Source organism: Cytobacillus sp. EB106-05-05-XG126, assembly GCF_058791715.1.
In genome coordinates this window covers 118,043-138,354 of record NZ_JBYTDU010000005.1, presented here as the reverse complement: position 1 = coordinate 138,354, position 20,312 = coordinate 118,043, and the positions used below count along the sequence as shown (strand labels likewise).

Below are 20,312 nucleotides of genomic sequence, written 5' to 3'. Positions count from 1 at the left end.
CAATGCAAAAATCGTACCAACTTTGAAGTCTGGATATTAAATCAGCTTAATCCAAGACGTTTGAGACGATTGTAGAGAGTCGCTCGGGTGATTCCCAGTTTTTTCGAACATTCTAATTTGTTGCCGCCGGTTAATGCCAATGCTTTTTCGAGCACTTGCTTTTCATGCCGATCCATTTCTTCCTGAAGCGGCACAATGCCCGTTTTTATTTCTATGCTGTTTTCCTGAAGATCCATATCAGATGCATCTGGATAGCTCATTGCTGAGTGGAATGGCAAATATTCTTTTCGAATGACTCCATCTGTTGCAAAGACAACCAGACGTTCAACCACATTACGCAGTTCCCGAACATTGCCTGGCCAATCATATTGAAGCATTTCCTGCATAACTTCCTGGGAAAAATGATGGATCGGCCGCTGATACCGCAGTGAAAAATCATTTAAAAAGTAATGAATGAGTTCAACGATATCCTCACAGCGTTCTTTTAAAGGAGGGATTTTTAAACTGACAACATTTAGCCGATAATATAAATCCTCCCGAAATAGGCCTTCGTTTATTAATTCTTTTAAATCCCTATTGGTTGCAGCAATTACCCGGAAATTTGCTTCAATCTCTTTTTCACCGCCAACCTTGTAATATTTTCTTTCTTGAAGCACACGAAGCATCTTGACCTGCATTTCCAAAGGCATTTCGCCAATTTCATCCAGGAAAAGAGTTCCCCCTCTGGCAAGCTCAATTTTTCCTTTTTTTCCTCTATGATCTGCACCCGAAAAGGCCCCGCGTTCATAGCCAAATAATTCGCTTTCAAATAATGAAGCTGGAATAGCACCGCAATTAATTGATATAAATGGTGCTTCAGGTCCTTCAGTTGCCTCATGAATGGATTTGGCAAAGACCTCCTTGCCGACTCCGCTCTCTCCTAAAATCAATACAGTTGACCGGACAGAGCACACCTTTTTCGCCATTTCTACAGTCTTTTCCATCACCGCGCTTTTCCCTTTAATGTATCTAAAGGGATCTGAAGGCCTGTATTTCGCCATCTCCTGTTCTAAACGGTGAACCTCAGTCGACATATTAAATAATTTCTCATTAAGAACCACCTGGCTTGTCACATCAGTTTCCGATACAACAGCCCCGATAATTCGTCCATTAAAGTGAACGGGGTTTGAATTTATTAGAACAAAAAGATCAGATCTTGGCTGGTGATGCTTTCCCCGGATTCTTTTTCCTTTGTACAAGGATTCCAGAATTTGCAGATTCTGATGTTCAAAGAATTCTATTATTGGCTTGCCAACAATCTCATCTTTTTTTACAGAGAAGATTTTTTCGGCTCCCTCTGTCCATGTGCGGACACGTTCATCAGCATCAATCACTGTGACTGAAGCGTCCGATGTATGGATGACAGCTTCATAGAAAGCCTTTAATTGGTTGTAGGAATCATGCAAAAAATCAATGATTTGTTCATTTGTGATGCAGCCTAGTTCTTGACCGCTTGAATTTACAACGGCAACGGCTGCATGACGCCTGCAGGCATCAGCTAATGAAGAAAACGTATCATCTAAATAAACACTGACTAAGGCACTTTCATTGTTTGTGTTAAGACAGATGAAATTCTTTTCAATTATTTCTTTGACTGAAGGTAATTCAAACATGACAGCCTCCTGGTATGTAAATTTTTTTATACACTGTTTAATATTTTATACACTATTTTATCAAATTTTTTGACAATTAAGAAACAAAAAAATCTCTGTTTGCCCTAGAAGGATAATTATTAGAAGGTTCTTATTTCTGATAAGGTTATAAAAAGTTGGCATGTTATTTGCATAATAAAATGATGTAACAAGACGAAGGGAAGTTGGTTTTGTGAGAAATCATTGTGACGTTCTGGTTATAGGCGGGGGAATCATAGGCTGTGCAATTGCCTATTTTACTTCTAAATCTGGAAGAAATGTAACAGTTATTGAAAAAGGTGAATTTGTCAGTGGCACGTCATCCCGCTGTGACGGAAATATTTTAGCTATCGATAAAGATCCTGGCTTTGATAGTCAAATGTCACTTGTCAGTCAGAAGTTAGTAGATGAATTAAGCAGAGAATTGAAGCAGCCTTTTGAATATCGTGCTCCTGGAAGCATCCTTGTCTGTGAGACAGAAGAAGAAATGGAAGCCGCACAAAAGTGGGTTGCCCGGCAAAAGAAGGCCGGCTTGCCGTTCAGGATGCTGGACAGACAGGACATTCGCCAGGATTCAAAGTATTTTGCTGATGATTTATTAGGCGGGTTAGAATGTGCAACAGATTCAACCGTTAATCCATACCTTCTTGCCTTTAACCTTCTTGAGGGGGCAAAGGAGATGGGAGCTAAGGCCCATAAACAAACTGAGGTTACTGGAATGAGAAGGGAGCCGGACGGTACATTTACCGTTGAAACATCTAATGGCACTTTCACCGCGAACTATGTCATTAATGCTGCAGGTGTATGGGCTCCATATATCGGAGAGATGCTGGACTTGTCTATTCCAATTAAACCAAGAAAAGGCCACATCATTGTCGCATCACGCCAGGAATTTGTAGGACCGAGAAAAGTGATGGAATTTGGCTACTTAATATCAAAATTTGGCGGCAGGCGTCAGGTTGATCCGATTACTGAAAAATACGGAGTAGCCCTTGTTTTTGAACCAACTGAAAGTCAAAACTTCCTGATTGGAAGCAGCCGGGAATTTGTTGGATTTAATACAAAGATCAACAATGAAATTATTAAATGCATTGCCAATCGGGCCATTCGGTTTTATCCAAAAATGGCTGACATGATGGTCATACGTTCCTATGCCGGTTTGCGGCCCTGGACGGAGGATCACTTGCCAATTGTGTCAGAAGTAGAGGGAATTCCAAACTATTATATTGCAGCCGGTCATGAGGGAGACGGAATTAGCCTTGCAGCTGTTACTGGAAAAGTAATAGAGGAAATGCTTAATGAAAAGGAGACTTGCATCCCGATTGAACCGCTGAGATTTTCTCGATTTAAGGAAAGGGTGAGTACCTGATGAAAGCAAATCGAGTTTTTACGACCATTGATACGCACACGGGCGGAAACCCGACAAGGACATTGATTAGTGGACTCCCAGAGCTAAAAGGAGCGACAATGTCCGAAAAAATGCTTCATATGCAAAAGGAATATGACTGGATCCGCAAGCTCCTGATGAATGAACCAAGAGGACATGACGTCATGTCAGGAGTACTTTTGACAGATCCATGTCATCCGGAAGCAGATATCGGTGTTATATATATCGAAACCGGCGGATATTTGCCAATGTGCGGACATGACACAATCGGTGTTTGTACAGCATTAGTTGAAGCGGGGTTAATACCTGTTCAAGAACCAGTTACTTCGATAAAACTGGATACTCCAGCCGGCCTTGTTAAGGCAGAGATTAAGGTAGAGAACGGAAAAGCAAAAGAGGTTTCCTTCTGCAATGTTCCGGCCTTCCTGCTAAAGAGTGTCTCTGTCGATGTTGAGGGAATTGGAATTGTTGAGGCAGATATTGCTTATGGAGGAAACTTCTATGGAATCATTGATGCCCAATCTGTTGGATTAGAACTGACACCGGAGAATGCGTCAAAAATCATAGAAAAGGCTATCAAAATTAGAAATACAATTAACGAAAAAATGGATGTCGTTCATCCGCAATATCCATTTATTCGCAGCCTGACCCATATTGAGTTTTTCACTGAGCCAACCCATGAAGAAGCAGATGTGAAAAATACGGTTGTTGTGCCTCCAGGCGGGATTGATCGTTCCCCATGCGGTACAGGCACTTCGGCTAAATTATCTGTCCTCTATTCCAAAAAGGAGATAGGGATCAAAGAAGAATTTGTACATGAGAGTATAGTTGGCTCTTTATTCCGCGGAGAAATACTTGAAATAGCAGATGTTCAGGGTGTAGAGGCTGTTATTACAAGAATCACAGGTTCAGCCTGGCTAATGGGAATGCACCGGTTCTTTTATAACGAGGAAGACCCGCTTAAAGAGGGCTTTTTACTTATTCCCCCAATGGAACATGAAATGGAGGATGTGAAATGAAAATTCAAAAGTCTTACACAGCAACTGATGTACACGTAGCAGGTGAGGCATATCGAATTATTAAGGATGGCCCACTTATTCATTATACAAGTATACAGGAGCTGAATGAGCAATTTTCGCTTGCCTATGAGGAGGAAATTAATTTTCTTTTAAATGAGCCCCGCGGATTTGCTGGACTAATGGGTTGTCTGGTCGTTCCGCCTTTTAAAAGCGAAGCTGATGCAGCTGTTATTTTTTTCGACCATAACGGAACCGTTCCGCTGCAATATGGCGGAATCGCTGCTGTCATAACCGCATTATTAGAGTGTGGCCAACTAAAGGCCAAGTCTTCAGGTGAATACATACTTGAAACAATCAGCGGTGTTATTGGTGTCACTGCAACGATGAAAGATGATGAAGTGAAATTAGTTAAATTAAAAAACAAGCCATGCCAGGTTGTGCAAAACAATGTGCCAGTGTCTTATTTAGATTTACAGACAGAAGTATCTCTAGTCCAAGCCGATCATCTTTATGCGATTTTTGATAAAGCAGAGCTGCCTTTTGAGATTGAGATGGAGGACCTTCCAGTCATAAATCAATGGGGGCAGAAGGCGATTGAAGCCTTAGAAGGCAAACATGCCTTCAGCAGAGTGATCTTGATGGATCATTCGCAAAAAAATGAAGGCAAAATCAAAACGGTAACCTTCCGTCCGGATTGTTATATTGTGCGTTCTCCAGGATTTGGAACTCTAGCTGCCTGTTGCAGCTATTTAATAGAAAATGGGGATATACCTCCTGATAGCCCAATTGAAAATGAAAGCATTTTCAATGGCAAATTGACAGCCGAGCTTTCAGCTCAATTTGAAGCAGGTTACGAGTTTAGGTTTTCAGCCCGCGGATTTATTACGGGTATGCAGACATATGTATTAGACCCGGCAGATCCATTATTCGCAGGGTTTTTATTAAAATAAGAAACTATTAAAAATAGGGAGGAAAATTAAAATGAATGCAATTAGAGGAGCTTATCCAGTATTAATTACACCAATGACACAGGAGCAGGAAATTGATTGGGGCGGAGTAAAGAATAATGTCAATTACTTTGTCGATCAAGGTGTGGCAGGTATCGTCATCAATGGGAGTACTGGTGAATTTGTCAGTCTGTCAAGAGAAGAAAAATACCAGATGGTAGAAACGGTTATGAAGGAAGCCGGCGGCCGCATCCCTGTTATCGTGGGTACTGCTGCGGAAACAACAAGGGAAACAATTGAGTATACAAAGCAAGCTCAAGTACATGGAGCTGATGCTGCTTTAATCATTAACCCTTTTTACATGAAGCCAAAGGAAAATGAAATTTACCATCATTTCAAAGAGGTATCCAGCAGTGTCAATCTTCCAATCATGCTTTATAACAACCCATTTACTTCTGGCGTTAATATGAGCGCAGATTTAATGCTTCAGATTGGCAAGGATTGTGAAAATGTGACACACATTAAGGAATCAAGCGGTGAAATTGGCAAGGTAAGAGATCTTGCAAGAAAAGGAAAAGGAGATTTTGAAGTATTCTGCGGTGCTGAAGAGCTTGTAATGGAGTCCTACTTAGTTGGAGCAACTGGGTGGATTTCTGTTGCAGGAAATATCGTGCCGAAGCTGGTTACAGATATGTATAACCACTTCCAAAAAGGTGAGTTTGAAGAAGCTTGGTCCATCAATGATCGTATTTTACCACTGTGCGCGTTCCTTGAAGGATCTGGAAAGTATGTGCAAATTGTGAAGAGAGCCATGGAATTGACTGGCCAGGCTGGCGGGCCAGCGCGGTACCCTCGTTTAGGTCTATCACCGGAGGAAGATCAAAAGCTAAAAGACCTGCTTGCAAGTTTAGAGACAGTAAAAAACTAAAATAGTGAAGGAGTGAGAACATGCAAGCGACAAATTACAATCTGAAACCAAAAGTTCAAGAATTCCTGGAAGGTGTGAAAGGATTATACATTAACGGTAACTATGTACCGGCGCTTAGTGGTAAAACCTTTCCCGTCGTTAATCCTGCAAACGAAGAGGTCATTACAGAAGTAAGTGAAGCGCAAGAGGAGGATATTAACGCTGCGGTAGCTGCTGCAAGGAAAGCATTTGATGAAGGCGAATGGACAAAGATGGATGCCGCTGAACGATCTCATCTAATCTATAAATTTGCGGATCTCTTGGAAGAAAATCGGGAAGAACTCGCTCAACTGGAATCATTGGATAATGGAAAGCCCTGCAGGGTCGCTTTGGCAGATGATGTTGACGGAACAATCCGGCATTTTAGATATTACGCAGGCTGGGCCACAAAAATATTTGGCAAGACAACTCAGGTTTCAAAGAATTATGTAACCTATACGGTACACGAACCGGTTGGGGTTGTAGGTCAAATTATTCCATGGAACTTCCCGCTCGCCATGGCTGCCTGGAAGCTCGGAGCTGCACTTGCAGTCGGATGTACGGTTGTAATAAAACCGGCAACTGAGACACCATTATCTCTTCTCTACGCAGGCAAGCTATTCAAAGAAGCAGGGTTCCCGGATGGTGTTGTGAATATTGTGCCGGGAACGGGCAGGATTGCGGGAGAAGCGATTACTGCACATAAAGATGTAGATAAGATAGCATTCACAGGATCAACGGCTGTCGGAAAAGAAGTAATGAAAAAAGCTGCAGATCAAATTAAAGGTGTTACGCTGGAGCTTGGCGGAAAATCGCCAGCCATTGTTTTAGAAGATGCTAATCTTGAGGAAGCAATTGAAGGGGTATTTAACGGAACGATGTACAATCATGGGCAAAACTGCAGTGCCTGTACACGTGTATTTGTCCAGAGAAACATATATGATCATGTAGTAAAAGCCTTAGCAGAACGGGCGGAAGCAATGAAGCTGGGGAATGGAATGAACCCTGAAACGGAAATGGGCCCGCTTGTGTCAGCGAAACAGCATCGAACTGTTCTTAATTATATAGAACAAGGGAAGGAAGAAGGGGCGCGACTCGTGACAGGCGGGAATAAAGGATTTGAAAAAGGATATTTTGTACAGCCAACCATTTTTGCAGATGTACAAGATCATATGGTTATTGCACGTGAAGAAATATTTGGTCCAGTCATGTCCATTTTCGTTTTCGATACGATTGATGAGGTCATTAAACGGGCGAACGATAGTGACTATGGTTTAGCTGCAAGTGTCTGGACAGAAAGTATGAAAAAGGGGCATTACATTGCAAGCAAGCTGCAATCAGGTACAGTCTGGATTAATGATTTTGGACTTGAATGGGAAACAATGCCTTTCGGCGGCTACAAACAATCAGGAATCGGCCGCGAGATGGGTGGAGAGTATGGCCTGCAAAACTATACGGAAGTGAAAAGTGTATTTGTTAACATCAAGCATGATGAGTTTTTATAAGGACCAATGGGACAAACTGTGCACGGATTGATGGGAGTGGGACAGCGTTTTGTCCCATTCTGCCTGTATTTATCTGAATATTACTAATATTACAGATTGAAAGAGATGGAACTATCTACTTAAAGTATAAAAAGGTGGGATAAGATGGAAGAATTAGTGAATAAAGCGTCGGGGATGGTTTGGAGTCTTGGATTGGTAGCTTTCGCGCTTGGAGCTGGATTGTTTTTTTCCATTATGACACGCTTTGTGCAATTTAGATATTTTAAGGAAATGATTAAACTTCTTTTAGAAAAAGGTGACCCAGAATCCGGTGTGTCCTCTTTCCAGGCGTTTTCAATGGCTTTAGCCGGCCGTGTCGGTATTGGAAATATCGCCGGGGTTGCTACTGCAATTGCCTTTGGCGGTCCGGGAGCGGTTTTCTGGATGTGGATCATGGCTTTATTAGGAGGAGCAAGTGCCTTTATTGAATCCACTCTTGCTCAAATCTATAAAGTAAAAGATGGTAATCAATACCGGGGCGGAACTCCTTATTTTATTGAAAAAGGTTTAAATATGAAATGGTTCGCAGTGTTTGTGGCGATTGTTGTTACCCTCTGCTACGGAATTTTAGTTCCAGGTATTCAGGCCAATACAATTGCTGTTGGATTTGAAAATACCATTGGTCTCAATAAAAGCATCACTGGAATCATTCTTGTTGTATTACTTGGCATCATTATTTTTGGCGGCGTTAAGCGAATTGCCAATGTTGCGGAAAAAGTTGTCCCTTTTATGGCCTTAGGATATGTGGTTATCACCTTCGTTCTTTTATTTGCAAATGCAGCAGAAATCCCAGCAATGCTTTGGCTGATTATTTCGAGTGCATTTGGTGCAAACGAAATGTTCGGCGGTATTATCGGTGCAGCGATTGCATGGGGCGTTAAGAGAGCCGTATTCTCTAACGTTGCTGGTGTAGGGGAAGGAACTTATAGTTCAGCCGCAGCAGACGTATCCCATCCGGCAAAACAAGGTCTTGTTCAAGCGTTCTCTGTTTATATTGATACCATCATTGTTTGTACAGCTACTGCACTTATGATTTTAATTACCGGCATGTACAGCGTTACACCAGAAGGAAAGCAGCCGATTGTTGAAAATATTCAGGGTGTAGAAGCTGGACCAATGTGGACACAGGCGGCCGTTGAGAGCGTTATCCCTGGATTTGGCGGTTTGTTTGTTGCAATTGCTATCTTCTTCTTTGCCTTTACAACTCTGATGGCTTACTACTATATTTCTGAAACAACCCTTGTTTACCTTGGCAGAAAGAGAAGGCTAAAAGGGCTTAAAGCAGGCTTGATGATTGTTTTCTTAGGAATGATCTACTTGGGAAGTGTCGAAAATGCATCCCTATTATGGGCGCTTGGAGACTTTGGCTTCGGAAGCATGGCCTGGCTTAACTTAGTCGCTATTCTATTCCTGACTAAAACTGCCTTAAAAGTATTTAAAGATTATGAAGAACAGAAGAAAGCAGGCATTGAACCAGTCTTCGATCCTGTTAAACTTGGCATTAAAGGTGCAGATTTCTGGGAGGAGAAAGCGAAAGAAAGGAATTCAAAAGGCAAGAAGGCAATATAAAAGAAATACAGCCGGAAACAGAGAACACATTCCATTTTAAATTCTTATTGCACATGGTGGCAGCCTCACTGCTGACTGCTGGAGCCCAAGTTGGGAAAAGTCAGTCCTCCAGGCTGTCACCATGTTTATTTCAGCAGCTGGATTCCCAATCCTCACTTACTAAAGATGATACATAAAATAATTTTCAAGAAAGCTGACATCTTATGCTTCTATAAAATATCAAAAGAGGTCTCCTCATTATATCCAGACGATTAATAGATTCCCTCAGCCAAACTGCCGCTTAATCTCCGAATTAAACACCATCCCGGCTAAATCAACGCAATAACCCTTTAAAACATAACTGTGATAAGATTTCCAATAAAAAATCCCGCATAAAAATAGTATTGTCATTTCTTCCCTTCTCCATAGGCTTGTTCGTGTGATATACTACTTTAGTTACTAACATTTATGGAGGATTTCATGAGTAAAGACTCTAAAGCTAGACACCAAAAGGGAAAGTTACTGTCATTTATCCCGAATGGTGAGTACTATTTTTCCAAAGGGATTAAGGCGTACCACCGCAGGGATTTTCATAAAGCGAAGAAATATTTAATGCGGGCTATGCAGCTTGAGCCGGGTGAACCGATGATTGTCTGCCAGCTTGCGATTGTTCATTCAGAAATGGGTGAGTATCAGGAGTCGAATCAGCTGCTTCATATGATATTGGAAGAACTTGATGAGGATATGTCGGAATGCCATTATTTCCTTGCCAACAACTATGCTCATATGGGCCTTTTTAAAGATGCTTATACACATGCCAATACGTATCTGGATTTAGATCAGGATGGAGAGTTTACGGAAGATACAGAGGATCTGCTGGAGCTTCTTACGCTTGAAGCGGATGATCTGGATGACGAGCTGTACGAGCAGGATGATTTGATTACGAAGCAGGAACATGCACGGGAATTACTGGAGTCCGGCCATTTTCCAAAAGCGGTTGAGATTCTGAACTCTGTTATTGATGAGTATCCTGAGTATTGGTCCGCATACAATAATTTGGCCCTGGCGTATTTTTACCTGGGAGAAGTGCAAAAGGCGTCAGATATTTTAGAGAAGGTACTGGAAGAAAATCCGGGTAATCTTCATGCGCTTTGCAACAAGCTGGTCTTTGCTTTTTACGAGCGGGATTTCCGGCAGGTGCGCTTGTTAAAAGAGGCTCTGAAAAAGATTAAGCCGCTTTCGGTTGAACATCAGTTCAAACTGGGTGCGACTTTCGCTCTGACCGGCGAGTATGAGGCTTCCTTTGCATGGCTTCGCAAGCTTCAGAAGAAGGGCTTTGAAGGGGATGGACCATTTTATTACTGGCTATCCTATTCCGCCTATTTCACAGGGCGTGAAGAGCTGGCGAAATCAGCATGGAAGAAGGCAATTGAAATTAATCCGGAAAAAGAAGGCTTCGAGCCCTGGAATGATGAAAAAGTAACCAGCAGCGGCTTTGAAGACCATTACTCTTCCATATTGAAAAAGCTGGAAAGCGACTATATTGAAGAGCGGTTATTCGGCCTCTTCCTAACATCCGTATCCAGCAGAAGAGATGAAATTCTCACCTCTGAAGCTATTTTACAAAACAATAAGTTTTCAGCTGTTGAGAAGGAGTACCTTTCTTTCGTTAAAACTGAGCAGGAAGCGCCTGCCCAGGTTCAGGCTGCGCACGAAACAGCCCAGCTGTTTTATGAAAACTTCCACCCGATCGGCACGGTGGAAGCCGGACTGTATTTAATGTGGTTTACTATTTTTGCAGAATTGACAAATAACCGGCAAAATATTAAAAACAAAAATGCCTGGGCTGCAGCCATTGAGTATGTCTGGCATAAGCTTCGGAACGAAAAGGTTTCCCAGTCAAAGATTGCAGGAAGATACGGCATTTCCGCTTCGACGATGGGCAAATATGTAAAATCGGTGAATGACCGCCTTCAGTGAGCAGATATTTGGACGGAACACGTGCCAATTTTATAGGATAACAGTAAGAAGGTCATACTATAATATGCGTACTTATAAAGTGTTTGATTAATTACTGGATTTCTGATTACTGAAGGAGTGAATCGCTGTGACTGAAGAAAAAATTTATGATGTCATTATCGCTGGCGCAGGACCGGCAGGGATGACTGCTGCTGTATATACATCTCGTGCAAATTTATCTACTCTAATGATCGAACGCGGTGTTCCGGGCGGACAAATGGCCAATACAGAAGAAGTGGAAAACTATCCTGGTTTTGGCCATATTTTAGGGCCGGATTTATCCACGAAAATGTTCGATCATGCGAAGAAGTTTGGCGCTGAATATGCGTATGGAGATATTAAAGAAATCATTGACGGCGAAGAATACAAAACGGTTGTTGCCGGATCGAAACAATATAAAACACGCTCAGTCATTATTTCTACTGGTGCCGAGTACAAAAAGCTTGGTATTCCTGGTGAGAAAGCGCTTGGCGGACGCGGCGTATCCTATTGTGCAGTCTGTGATGGAGCATTCTTTAAAGGCAAAGAGCTTGTGGTTGTCGGCGGCGGTGACTCTGCTGTTGAGGAAGGCGTATATTTGACGCGTTTCGCCTCTAAAGTGACTATCGTTCATAGACGGGACCAGCTTCGTGCGCAGGCGATCCTGCAGCAGCGTGCGTTCGACAATGACAAAATTGACTTCATCTGGAACACGACAGTGAAGGAAGTTAACGATAAGGACGGAAAAGTGGGAAGCGTAACACTTGTTTCTGCTGAAACCGGCGAAGAAAGAGAATTCAAGGCAGATGGTGTATTCATCTATATCGGCATGGTTCCGCTTTCCAAGCCATTTGAAAGCCTTGGCATCACGAACAGCAATGGCTATATCGAAACAAACGAAAGAATGGAAACAAAGGTGGAAGGCATTTTTGCAGCAGGAGATATCCGCGAAAAATCTCTTCGCCAAATCGTTACAGCTACAGGTGATGGAAGCATCGCTGCCCAAAGCGCCCAGCACTATGTGGAAGAATTAATGGAAAGCCTGAAAGAGAAGAGATAATTTTTAGAAAAAATAGCCACTGGTTGAAAAGTTTTACAAAAAGTCATGCGGTTTTAATTCTCCTGTAACCTTGATGAAATAAAAATCGGGTAGTATAGGAATAGAAATTGACCCCCTTTTAAAGATATAATCCTTTTTAAAGCACAGGCCCATGCCTGTGCTCTTTTTTTGCGTAAATACAGTATGTTTTGAATAAGTTTTTTAGAAATCTGTATTCATTGTGGCTCTAAGACAAAAATAGTATAATGAAAAGAATAAGAAAAGTACGTTAGCCAGCCTTTGCTTTTATGAAAAAGGCAGCAGCGGTATGATTTTGGAAATTAGAGGTGAAATGTGTTGCAGCGAGTCACGAACTGTGTGTTACTGAAAGACGATAAAGTATTGCTTTTGCAAAAGCCTAGAAGAGGCTGGTGGGTGGCCCCGGGCGGAAAGATGGAGCCGGGTGAATCAGTGAGGGACTCGTGCATCCGTGAGTTCAGGGAAGAAACAGGCATTTATCTGCGCAATCCGAATATTAAGGGCATTTTTACGTTCATCATGAAGGATGGCGAAAAGGTTGTACAGGAGTGGATGATGTTTACTTTTCTGGCTACAGCTTCTGATGGGCTGAACCTGGATGAATCAGAGGAAGGCAAGCTTCGCTGGCATCCGTTTTCAGAGATAAAGAATCTGCCGATGGCTGCCGGTGATTCGCATATTCTGGAGTATATGATTCATGGCCAGGGAATGATTTATGGAACATTTACGTATACGCCGGATTTTGAATTACTTAGTTACAGGCTGGATCCAAGCTGAATTTGACAGATACAGGGGGAAACAAAAATGAGTACGGGTGCAGTTAATGATACTCAAATGGTGATTATTACGGGAATGTCAGGGGCAGGGAAAACAGTAGCCATCCAAAGCTTTGAAGATCTTGGCTTCTTCTGTGTAGACAATTTGCCGCCGACGCTGCTTCCTAAATTCCTTGAACTTATGAAGGAATCCGGGAATAAAATGAATAAGGTGGCATTGGTGATGGATTTGCGCGGCCGTGAGTTTTTTGACCACCTGTTTAAGGCGCTCGATGAATTGTCCGAAACATCCTGGGTCACTCCGCAGATTTTATATCTTGATGCGGATGATTCGACACTCGTCAGAAGATATAAAGAAACAAGAAGATTTCATCCCCTTGCACCATCAGGATTGCCTCTTGAAGGCATCAAGCTTGAGCGGGAGCTGCTCGAAGAATTAAAAGGCAGGGCCCGGCTGATTTATAATACGTCACAAATGAAACCGAGGGAATTGCGCGAGAAAATTCTTACGGAATTCTCATTGAATAAAAAAACCATATTTACGGTTAACGTCATGTCTTTTGGCTTTAAGCATGGAATTCCAATTGATGCCGACCTGGTATTCGATGTCCGGTTCCTTCCGAATCCCCATTATATTGAACATATGAGGCCGAAGACAGGATTAGATGAAGAGGTATCGGGCTATGTGCTGAAATGGACGGAAACCAGTAAATTTCTTGAGAAGGTTACGGAGCTGCTGAGCTTTATGCTTCCGCATTATAAGCGGGAAGGGAAGGCTCAATTGGTGGTGGCAATTGGATGTACGGGAGGCCAGCACCGTTCGGTAGCGCTGACGGAATATATTGCAGACTACTTCAGCAAGGATTACAATACTGCAATCACCCACCGTGACATCGACAGGAGAAAGGAAAACATCAAATGAACCGACAGCCAAGAATCGTCATCATCGGCGGAGGAACGGGACTGCCTGTCCTCTTAAGGGGACTGAAGCAGTACCCTGTTGATATTACTGCCATTGTGACAGTAGCCGATGATGGCGGCAGCTCAGGAAGATTGCGAAATGATCTTCATATCCCGCCGCCCGGTGACATCCGCAATGTGCTGGCCGCTCTTTCAGACGTAGAGCCGCTCATTGAGGAGATGTTCCAGCACCGCTTTGCGACATCCAATGAATTGTCCGGGCACTCGCTTGGCAATTTAATTCTCGCGGCAATGACCTCGATTACAGGAAATTTTGTTCATGCGATTCAGGAAATGAGCAAGGTGTTAAATGTAAGGGGAAAGGTGCTGCCGGCTGCGAACCAGAGTGTGGTCCTTCACGCTGAAATGGAAGACGGGACTATCGTATCGGGAGAATCAAAGATTCCTTATTCCGGCAAAAAAATCAAGCGGGTATTTTTAACTCCTAAAAATATTAAAGCCCTGCCTGAATCACTGCAGGCAATCAGACAGGCTGACATGATCATCATTGGCCCTGGAAGCTTATATACAAGTATTCTTCCAAACTTGCTTGTTCCCAGGCTCGGACGTGAGGTCTGTCAATCGAAAGCAAAAAAAGTCTATATATGCAATTTAATGACACAGGCAGGCGAGACGCTCGATTATACAGCAAGTGACCATGTAAAAGCACTTTATAATCATATGAGCTGTGCTTTTATCAATACCATCCTGGTAAACAATGAAGAAATTCCTGCCCATATTCAGGAGCGGTACAGCGAGGAAATGGCGAGGCCTGTTGTGTATGATACAGGTGCTCTTGCCGAATTGGGCCTTGATATTATGCACGGTGAAATTGTCAGCCACGAAGGCGGGATCATACGCCATGATACAAAAGAGGTTGCCCAAATGCTTTATAATTTAATTTTACATGAAACCAATAGGCGTTTTAACGCGTAATATAAAGGTGTAAAAGGGCTTTTGCCAGTAAAAAAATAAACTGTGCATACGTTTGCTCAGTGAAGAATATCTTTTTATATGTCTCTGGCTAAGCACTTTTACGGATAGGGGGTGAAGGGATGTCTTTCGCTTCGGAAACGAAAAAAGAATTGACTAACCTGGAATTAAAAGACTGCTGCGGCAAAGCGGAATTGTCCGCCTTGATCCGGATGAATGGTTCACTTTCTTTTTCCAGCCGGAAATTGATCGTTGATATTCAGACGGAGAATGCAGCCATTGCAAGAAGGATTTACACGCTGATTAAAAGGAATTACAGCGTTCAGGTCGAGCTCCTGGTCCGGAAAAAAATGCGGCTGAAAAAGAACAATGTATATATTGTCAGGCTGTCGGAACAGGCAAGCATGATTCTTGATGACCTGAAAATTTTAAGTGAGGGATTCGTATTTACACACGATATCTCCAAAGAGCTCATAAAAAAGAAATGCTGTAAGCGTTCTTATCTGCGCGGTGCATTCCTTGCCGGGGGATCGGTTAATAATCCGGAAACCTCCTCCTATCATCTGGAGATCGCTTCACTTTACAAGGAGCATAACGACTCCCTTTGTGAACTGATGAATACGTTCGGGCTGAACAGCAAAACGCTTGAACGGAAAAAAGGCTATATCACGTATTTAAAGGAAGCTGAAAAAATAACGGAATTCCTGAATATTGTCGGGGCACATGCATCTCTGCTCCGGTTTGAAGACATCCGGATTGTCCGCGATATGAGAAACTCGGTCAATCGGCTCGTGAATTGTGAAACAGCGAACTTAAACAAAACCATCGGGGCGGCCTTGCGGCAAGTGGAGAATATCCGGTTTATTGACCAGACGGTTGGACTTCAGGTTTTGCCCGACAAACTGAGGGAAATAGCCGAATTGCGTGTAGCATACCAGGATGTCACCTTAAAAGAGCTTGGGGAAATGGTCTCAGGCGGAAATATCAGCAAATCAGGCATTAATCACCGATTAAGAAAAATAGATGAAATCGCTGAAAAACTCAGAGCAGGCAGCACCATAGATGCTCACTAATGGAGGCATCAGCAGGGAGGAGATATACAATGGCAGAAAAACAGGTAGAAGTTAAGCTGAAGACAGGATTGCAGGCCCGTCCGGCAGCATTGTTCGTACAAGAGGCCAATCGGTTTTCATCGGACATTTTCCTGGAGAAGGATGGAAAGAAGGTAAATGCGAAAAGCATCATGGGGCTAATGAGCCTGGCTGTAAGTTCAGGATCAGTCATTACCCTGAAGGCTGAGGGGAACGACGAAAACGAAGCTCTCGAAGCACTGGCAAACTATATTCAGAAGGAAAACTAAAACAACTCGCATCGGGAAGATGCGAGTTGTTTTTTATGTCTTTTAATTATCCTTCTTCTCATCTAGAGAGTTTCTTGAAATGATTTGGTCAACTAAACCATATTCAAGAGCTCGTTCAGCTGTCATAAAGTTATCGCGGTCTGTGTCTTTTGCAATGACTTCAAGCGGCTGTCCAGTACGCTCTGAAAGGATCGTGTTTAATTTTTCGCGCAGGAAAAGAATGCGCTTTGCAGCGATTTCAATTTCAGTCGCCTGTCCCTGTGCACCGCCAAGTGGCTGGTGAATCATAACCTCAGCGTTTGGAAGAGCAAAACGCTTTCCTTTTTCACCCGCTGCAAGAAGGAATGCACCCATGGATGCAGCCATACCGATACAAATAGTTTGTACCTTTGGCTTGATGAATTGCATCGTATCATAAATAGCCATACCAGCTGTAATGCTTCCGCCAGGGCTATTAATGTAAATGGAAATGTCCTTTTCAGGGTTTTCTGCTTCAAGGAATAACAGCTGGGCAACAATGGAGTTTGCCACATTATCATCAATTCCGCTTCCGAGCATAATGATGCGGTCTTTTAAAAGGCGGGAGTAAATATCATAAGCACGCTCCCCGCGATTTGTTTGTTCAATAACTGTAGGGATTAAGTTCATTTTCCAATTCCTCCTTCAAGATAAGGTCAACATACAAGATGAACAAGCATGTTCTTCCAAGTAAAGAAAATTTTTTAACTCCTATGTATTATCATGATACACTGATGGTCAATTAAGGTCAAACGAATCGCATGGAAATAGCCCCTGATTCGTTCGACACTTTTTTCTGTGATGTTCTATCTCATTCCATGATACCCATTGTTCCGATTTTTAAAACTAAAAGGAGGCTTGCAAAGTGATTAAACATAGCATATAATTAGTTATCGTAGCGGCTGAGCGCTTGGTCAGCCAATTAATAAAATCAATGCCCTCGTGGTGCAACGGATAGCACGTGAGATTCCGGTTCTTAAGATGTGGGTTCGATTCCTGCCGAGGGCGCTAGCAAAACTCCTTGTCTGATATGGACAGGGAGTTTTTACTTTTTATGCTCTCCGCTAATGAATCCAGCCGATCCGTATATAAAAAGGTTTATCCGCAAGTAAATGGGCATCCGCAAATAAAATTCCTCTATCTGCAAATAAATCTAATAAACTTCCTAAATAGAAGACTTAATTTCAAAAAAATCAATAAAATCCGCAGGTTTCACCATAAAGAATGAATATTCCCCACTCAGCCATGCATATTGTGAAGTATTCAGAAAGAAGTGCCGGTGCCATTGGGGATTGCCAGGATATTTCCATACAACATTTTCTGTGAATATTGTAAAATGGGGACAGGGGGAATGTACGATGAATTTGAAAGCTGGGTTATGGCAGCAGCAGACAATGAAATTAACAATGACACAGGAGCTGACGCAGGCTATTGCCCTTCTGCAATACAGCACACAGGAGCTTTCTGCTTTCCTGGAAAGCAAGGCGCTTGAAAATCCCCTTTTAAAAGTAGAGTCCGGTCATGTCCAGACGATGGATCCCCGTTATGACCGTGTCAAACCGACAAGGATAAAAGCCGAAAAAGATAAAATAAATTGGATTGAGCAGATTGGCTGCGGAAAGACCATGCTGCTTGATGAATATTTGAAATCGCAGCTTCATTTGAAATTAAACAGGGATGACCAAAAAGTGATTGAGCATCTTATTGATAGCCTTGATGAAAACGGTTACTTCCGGGCGGATCTAAAGGCGTCAGCTGATGCTCTTAAGATGCCCCTTGAGAAAGTGGAGCAGATGCTTGAAGAGCTTCAGGAACTCGAGCCTGCTGGCGTTGGCGCAAGGAATCTTCAGGAGTGCCTGTCCCTGCAGATCAAGAGATTGCCGGAAGTAAATGAACTGGCTGAAATCATTATAGATGAATACTTTACCCTTTTTGCCGAGAAGAAATGGAAGGAAATCGCAAAACAGCTCGGTGTGGAGCTTAAAGACATTCAGGCAGTATTCGATCTTGTTCAGACCCTGAATCCAAGGCCGGCTTCATCCTTCCAAAGTGAAAAATCCGCTTATATAACACCGGACGTGATTATTCAGTGGGATGGCAGCTCTTTTTCCGTCAGCGTGTTTGATGAAGTGCTTCCTAAAATTAGTTTTAATGAACCTTATTTTAAAAAGTTTTCGGCAAGTGGTGATCGAAATGTCAGCCGCTTCCTGCAGGAAAAGCAGCAGGATTATCAATGGATTATAAGAAGCATTGAGCAGAGGAAAGAGACACTTGCAAATGTGACTCTTAAAATCGTTGAAAAGCAGCAGGACTTTTTCATTAAAGGGCCTGCATATCTGAAGCCGATGACAATGAAGGAAATATCAGATGAACTCGACATTCATGAATCAACAGTAAGCAGGGCTGTCAGGGAAAAATATGCGCAAACGCCATTTGGGACATATGAGCTGAGATCGTTCTTCTCCAGTACGATCAAAACAACTTCTGATGAAAATACGTCTTCACAGCAGGTCAAGACGATTATTGGTAAAATGATAGAAAAAGAAAATAAACAAAAGCCTTTATCCGATCAGGAGCTTGTGAAGCTGTTGAAGGAAAAAGAGGGGATGGTTGTCAGCAGAAGGACGATTGCGAAATATCGGGATCAGCTGGGCATCCCGTCATCATCCAAACGGAAAAGGTATGACTGACAAAGGAGATTTGCTGATTGAAACAGCCTGAGCTAGTGTTTTATTCGCGCAGCAGATGCCCGCTGTGTGATAAAGCTAAGAGTGTCTTAATGGATTTAAAGAAAGAATATGAATTTAAGTTAATTGAGAAAGATATTGATGAGAGCGATGACCTGACTGAGAAGTACGGACTCATGATTCCGGTTGTTGAAATTAATGGGCGTGAAGTGCAATTCGGGCATATTGACCCCATTACCGTAAGTGAAGCGCTTACAGAAAAAAACTGAGTTTTATCAGTTGATTTCAATACTCACTCTTGCTATTATTGAGGAGAAGCAAGGGTGATTTTTTTTTGCGGTAAGTGGGACATAATATGTCTATGCGGGACAAAAAATGACCACATATGATGAAGGAGCTTTCCGGATGTACTCACTAATTGATATTCAAAAAAGATTATTGCCTGATATGCTTGCAGTTATGCAGAAGCGCTATGGGATCCTTCATTACATAGGGCTGATGGAGCCGGTTGGAAGAAGAAGCCTTGCAGTCAGTATGGGTTTGACTGAAAGAGTGCTGAGAAGTGAGGTTGAATTTCTAAAAGACCAGAACCTGATTCGCATTTCAAGTACAGGAATGAGTCTCTCTTCCGATGGTACTGAATTACTCGAAGCTCTTGAAGGAATAATGAGAGATATTTCGGGTATAGCCGTAATGGAGCAGGAATTATCCCGAAAGCTTGGCATTCGCCAGGCGATCATTGTTTCCGGAAACAGCGATGAATCTCCATGGGTGAAGCAGGAGCTTGGCAGAGCCGCAGCAATGTGTATGAAATCAAGGCTCAAAGGAAAAAATATCATCGCAGTTACCGGCGGGTCCACAATGGCTGCCGTAGCGGAGATGCTTACTCCTGATCTTGCTGAACGCGATTGGCTGTTTGTGCCGGCACGTGGCGGAATAGGCGAGGATGTTAAAAACCAGGCTAACACCATATGTGCCAAAATGGCTGACCATACAGATTCCAGGCACCGCGTCCTGTATGTGCCGGACCAGGTAAGCAGGGAGATGTATGAAAGCATTATTAAAGAACCCAATATTAAAGAAGTAATCACCCAGATCAAATCGGCAAGCATGGTTTTGCACGGGATTGGGGACGCTATTACAATGGCGGAACGCCGCAAAACCAGTGAAGAAGATTTGGTTAAAATCAAGCAAGCCAAAGCAGTCGGTGAATCATTTGGCTATTACTTCAACGAAGGCGGCGAGGTTGTACATAAGGTTCAGACCATCGGCCTTCAGCTGGATGACCTATCACAAATTGAACATGTCATTGCAGTGGCAGGCGGCTCCACAAAGTCTAAAGCCATCGCTGCATACATGAAACGTGCACCATCTTCTACCATACTAGTGACAGATGAAGGTGCAGCAAAACAGTTGATAAAAGGGTAATCCCTTTTCAAAT

Annotated in this window: 18 protein-coding genes and 1 tRNA gene; 17 read left to right on the top strand and 2 right to left on the bottom strand. The window is 42.7% G+C overall.

All coding sequences use genetic code 11. From position 1 onward, the window contains the following. Positions 1-41: 41 nt before the first annotated feature. Positions 42-1,652: a sigma 54-interacting transcriptional regulator gene (locus tag AC3WTL_RS16590; RefSeq protein ID WP_248349541.1), complete on the bottom strand. Its 1,611-nt coding sequence runs from the start codon at positions 1,650-1,652 to the stop codon at positions 42-44. Positions 1,653-1,863: 211 nt separating this feature from the next. Between AC3WTL_RS16590 and AC3WTL_RS16585 the strand changes: the two genes are divergently transcribed. The 13 genes from AC3WTL_RS16585 (at position 1,864) to AC3WTL_RS16525 (ending at position 16,166) form a co-directional block, all read left to right on the top strand. Beyond that, positions 1,864-3,039 (top strand): NAD(P)/FAD-dependent oxidoreductase, encoded by a 1,176-nt coding sequence (locus tag AC3WTL_RS16585; RefSeq protein WP_248349540.1) that lies wholly within the window; start codon positions 1,864-1,866, stop codon positions 3,037-3,039. Continuing rightward, on the top strand, positions 3,039-4,076 hold the full coding sequence (locus tag AC3WTL_RS16580) for a proline racemase family protein (RefSeq protein ID WP_248349539.1): 1,038 nt from the start codon (positions 3,039-3,041) through the stop codon (positions 4,074-4,076). Before AC3WTL_RS16585 ends, AC3WTL_RS16580 begins: the two co-directional genes overlap by 1 nt. After that, positions 4,073-5,026, top strand: coding sequence for a proline racemase family protein (locus AC3WTL_RS16575; RefSeq protein ID WP_248349538.1), 954 nt, complete (start codon positions 4,073-4,075; stop codon positions 5,024-5,026). Before AC3WTL_RS16580 ends, AC3WTL_RS16575 begins: the two co-directional genes overlap by 4 nt. A 31-nt stretch (positions 5,027-5,057) precedes the next feature. After that, positions 5,058-5,951, top strand: a complete 894-nt coding sequence (gene dapA, locus AC3WTL_RS16570) for a 4-hydroxy-tetrahydrodipicolinate synthase (RefSeq protein ID WP_248349537.1) — start codon at positions 5,058-5,060, stop codon at positions 5,949-5,951. Between the two features lie 20 nt (positions 5,952-5,971). Beyond that, positions 5,972-7,474: an aldehyde dehydrogenase family protein gene (locus AC3WTL_RS16565; RefSeq protein WP_248349536.1), complete on the top strand. Its 1,503-nt coding sequence runs from the start codon at positions 5,972-5,974 to the stop codon at positions 7,472-7,474. Positions 7,475-7,618: 144 nt separating this feature from the next. Then, positions 7,619-9,082: an alanine/glycine:cation symporter family protein gene (locus tag AC3WTL_RS16560; protein ID WP_492369754.1), complete on the top strand. Its 1,464-nt coding sequence runs from the start codon at positions 7,619-7,621 to the stop codon at positions 9,080-9,082. 459 nt (positions 9,083-9,541) lie between these two features. Next, positions 9,542-11,041 (top strand): tetratricopeptide repeat protein, encoded by a 1,500-nt coding sequence (locus tag AC3WTL_RS16555; RefSeq protein WP_226618505.1) that lies wholly within the window; start codon positions 9,542-9,544, stop codon positions 11,039-11,041. A 127-nt stretch (positions 11,042-11,168) separates the two neighbouring features. Next, positions 11,169-12,119 (top strand): thioredoxin-disulfide reductase, encoded by a 951-nt coding sequence (gene trxB / locus AC3WTL_RS16550; protein WP_248349534.1) that lies wholly within the window; start codon positions 11,169-11,171, stop codon positions 12,117-12,119. A gap of 336 nt (positions 12,120-12,455) precedes the next feature. Continuing rightward, the gene (locus tag AC3WTL_RS16545; protein WP_035329286.1) at positions 12,456-12,914 is read left to right on the top strand and encodes an 8-oxo-dGTP diphosphatase; all 459 of its coding nucleotides are present in this window, start codon (positions 12,456-12,458) and stop codon (positions 12,912-12,914) included. A gap of 27 nt (positions 12,915-12,941) precedes the next feature. Beyond that, positions 12,942-13,835 carry an RNase adapter RapZ gene (gene rapZ, locus AC3WTL_RS16540; RefSeq protein WP_048008412.1) on the top strand — a complete coding sequence of 298 codons (894 nt, stop codon included), beginning with the start codon at positions 12,942-12,944 and terminating at the stop codon, positions 13,833-13,835. Next, positions 13,832-14,809 carry a gluconeogenesis factor YvcK family protein gene (locus AC3WTL_RS16535; protein ID WP_222499016.1) on the top strand — a complete coding sequence of 326 codons (978 nt, stop codon included), beginning with the start codon at positions 13,832-13,834 and terminating at the stop codon, positions 14,807-14,809. Before rapZ ends, AC3WTL_RS16535 begins: the two co-directional genes overlap by 4 nt. A gap of 119 nt (positions 14,810-14,928) precedes the next feature. After that, complete coding sequence (gene whiA, locus AC3WTL_RS16530) at positions 14,929-15,879, top strand: DNA-binding protein WhiA (protein WP_048008414.1); 951 nt, start codon at positions 14,929-14,931, stop codon at positions 15,877-15,879. A gap of 29 nt (positions 15,880-15,908) precedes the next feature. Further along, positions 15,909-16,166 (top strand): HPr family phosphocarrier protein, encoded by a 258-nt coding sequence (locus AC3WTL_RS16525; RefSeq protein ID WP_009331822.1) that lies wholly within the window; start codon positions 15,909-15,911, stop codon positions 16,164-16,166. Between the two features lie 42 nt (positions 16,167-16,208). On the opposite strand, the gene clpP is transcribed toward AC3WTL_RS16525, so the two are convergent. Continuing rightward, entirely contained in the window at positions 16,209-16,814 is a 606-nt protein-coding gene (gene clpP / locus AC3WTL_RS16520; protein ID WP_197218472.1) for an ATP-dependent Clp endopeptidase proteolytic subunit ClpP, read from the bottom strand. 306 nt (positions 16,815-17,120) lie between these two features. Between clpP and AC3WTL_RS16515 the strand changes: the two genes are divergently transcribed. The 4 genes from AC3WTL_RS16515 (at position 17,121) to AC3WTL_RS16500 (ending at position 20,299) form a co-directional block, all read left to right on the top strand. Beyond that, positions 17,121-17,192, top strand: a tRNA-Arg gene (locus tag AC3WTL_RS16515). 350 nt (positions 17,193-17,542) lie between these two features. Then, entirely contained in the window at positions 17,543-18,874 is a 1,332-nt protein-coding gene (gene rpoN, locus AC3WTL_RS16510) for an RNA polymerase factor sigma-54 (RefSeq protein ID WP_252219783.1), read from the top strand. 17 nt (positions 18,875-18,891) lie between these two features. Next, a complete protein-coding gene (locus AC3WTL_RS16505) occupies positions 18,892-19,140 on the top strand; it encodes a glutaredoxin family protein (RefSeq protein ID WP_082804478.1) in 249 nt (82 codons plus the stop codon). A 136-nt stretch (positions 19,141-19,276) separates the two neighbouring features. Next, positions 19,277-20,299 carry a sugar-binding transcriptional regulator gene (locus AC3WTL_RS16500; RefSeq protein ID WP_248349531.1) on the top strand — a complete coding sequence of 341 codons (1,023 nt, stop codon included), beginning with the start codon at positions 19,277-19,279 and terminating at the stop codon, positions 20,297-20,299. Positions 20,300-20,312: the final 13 nt, after the last annotated feature.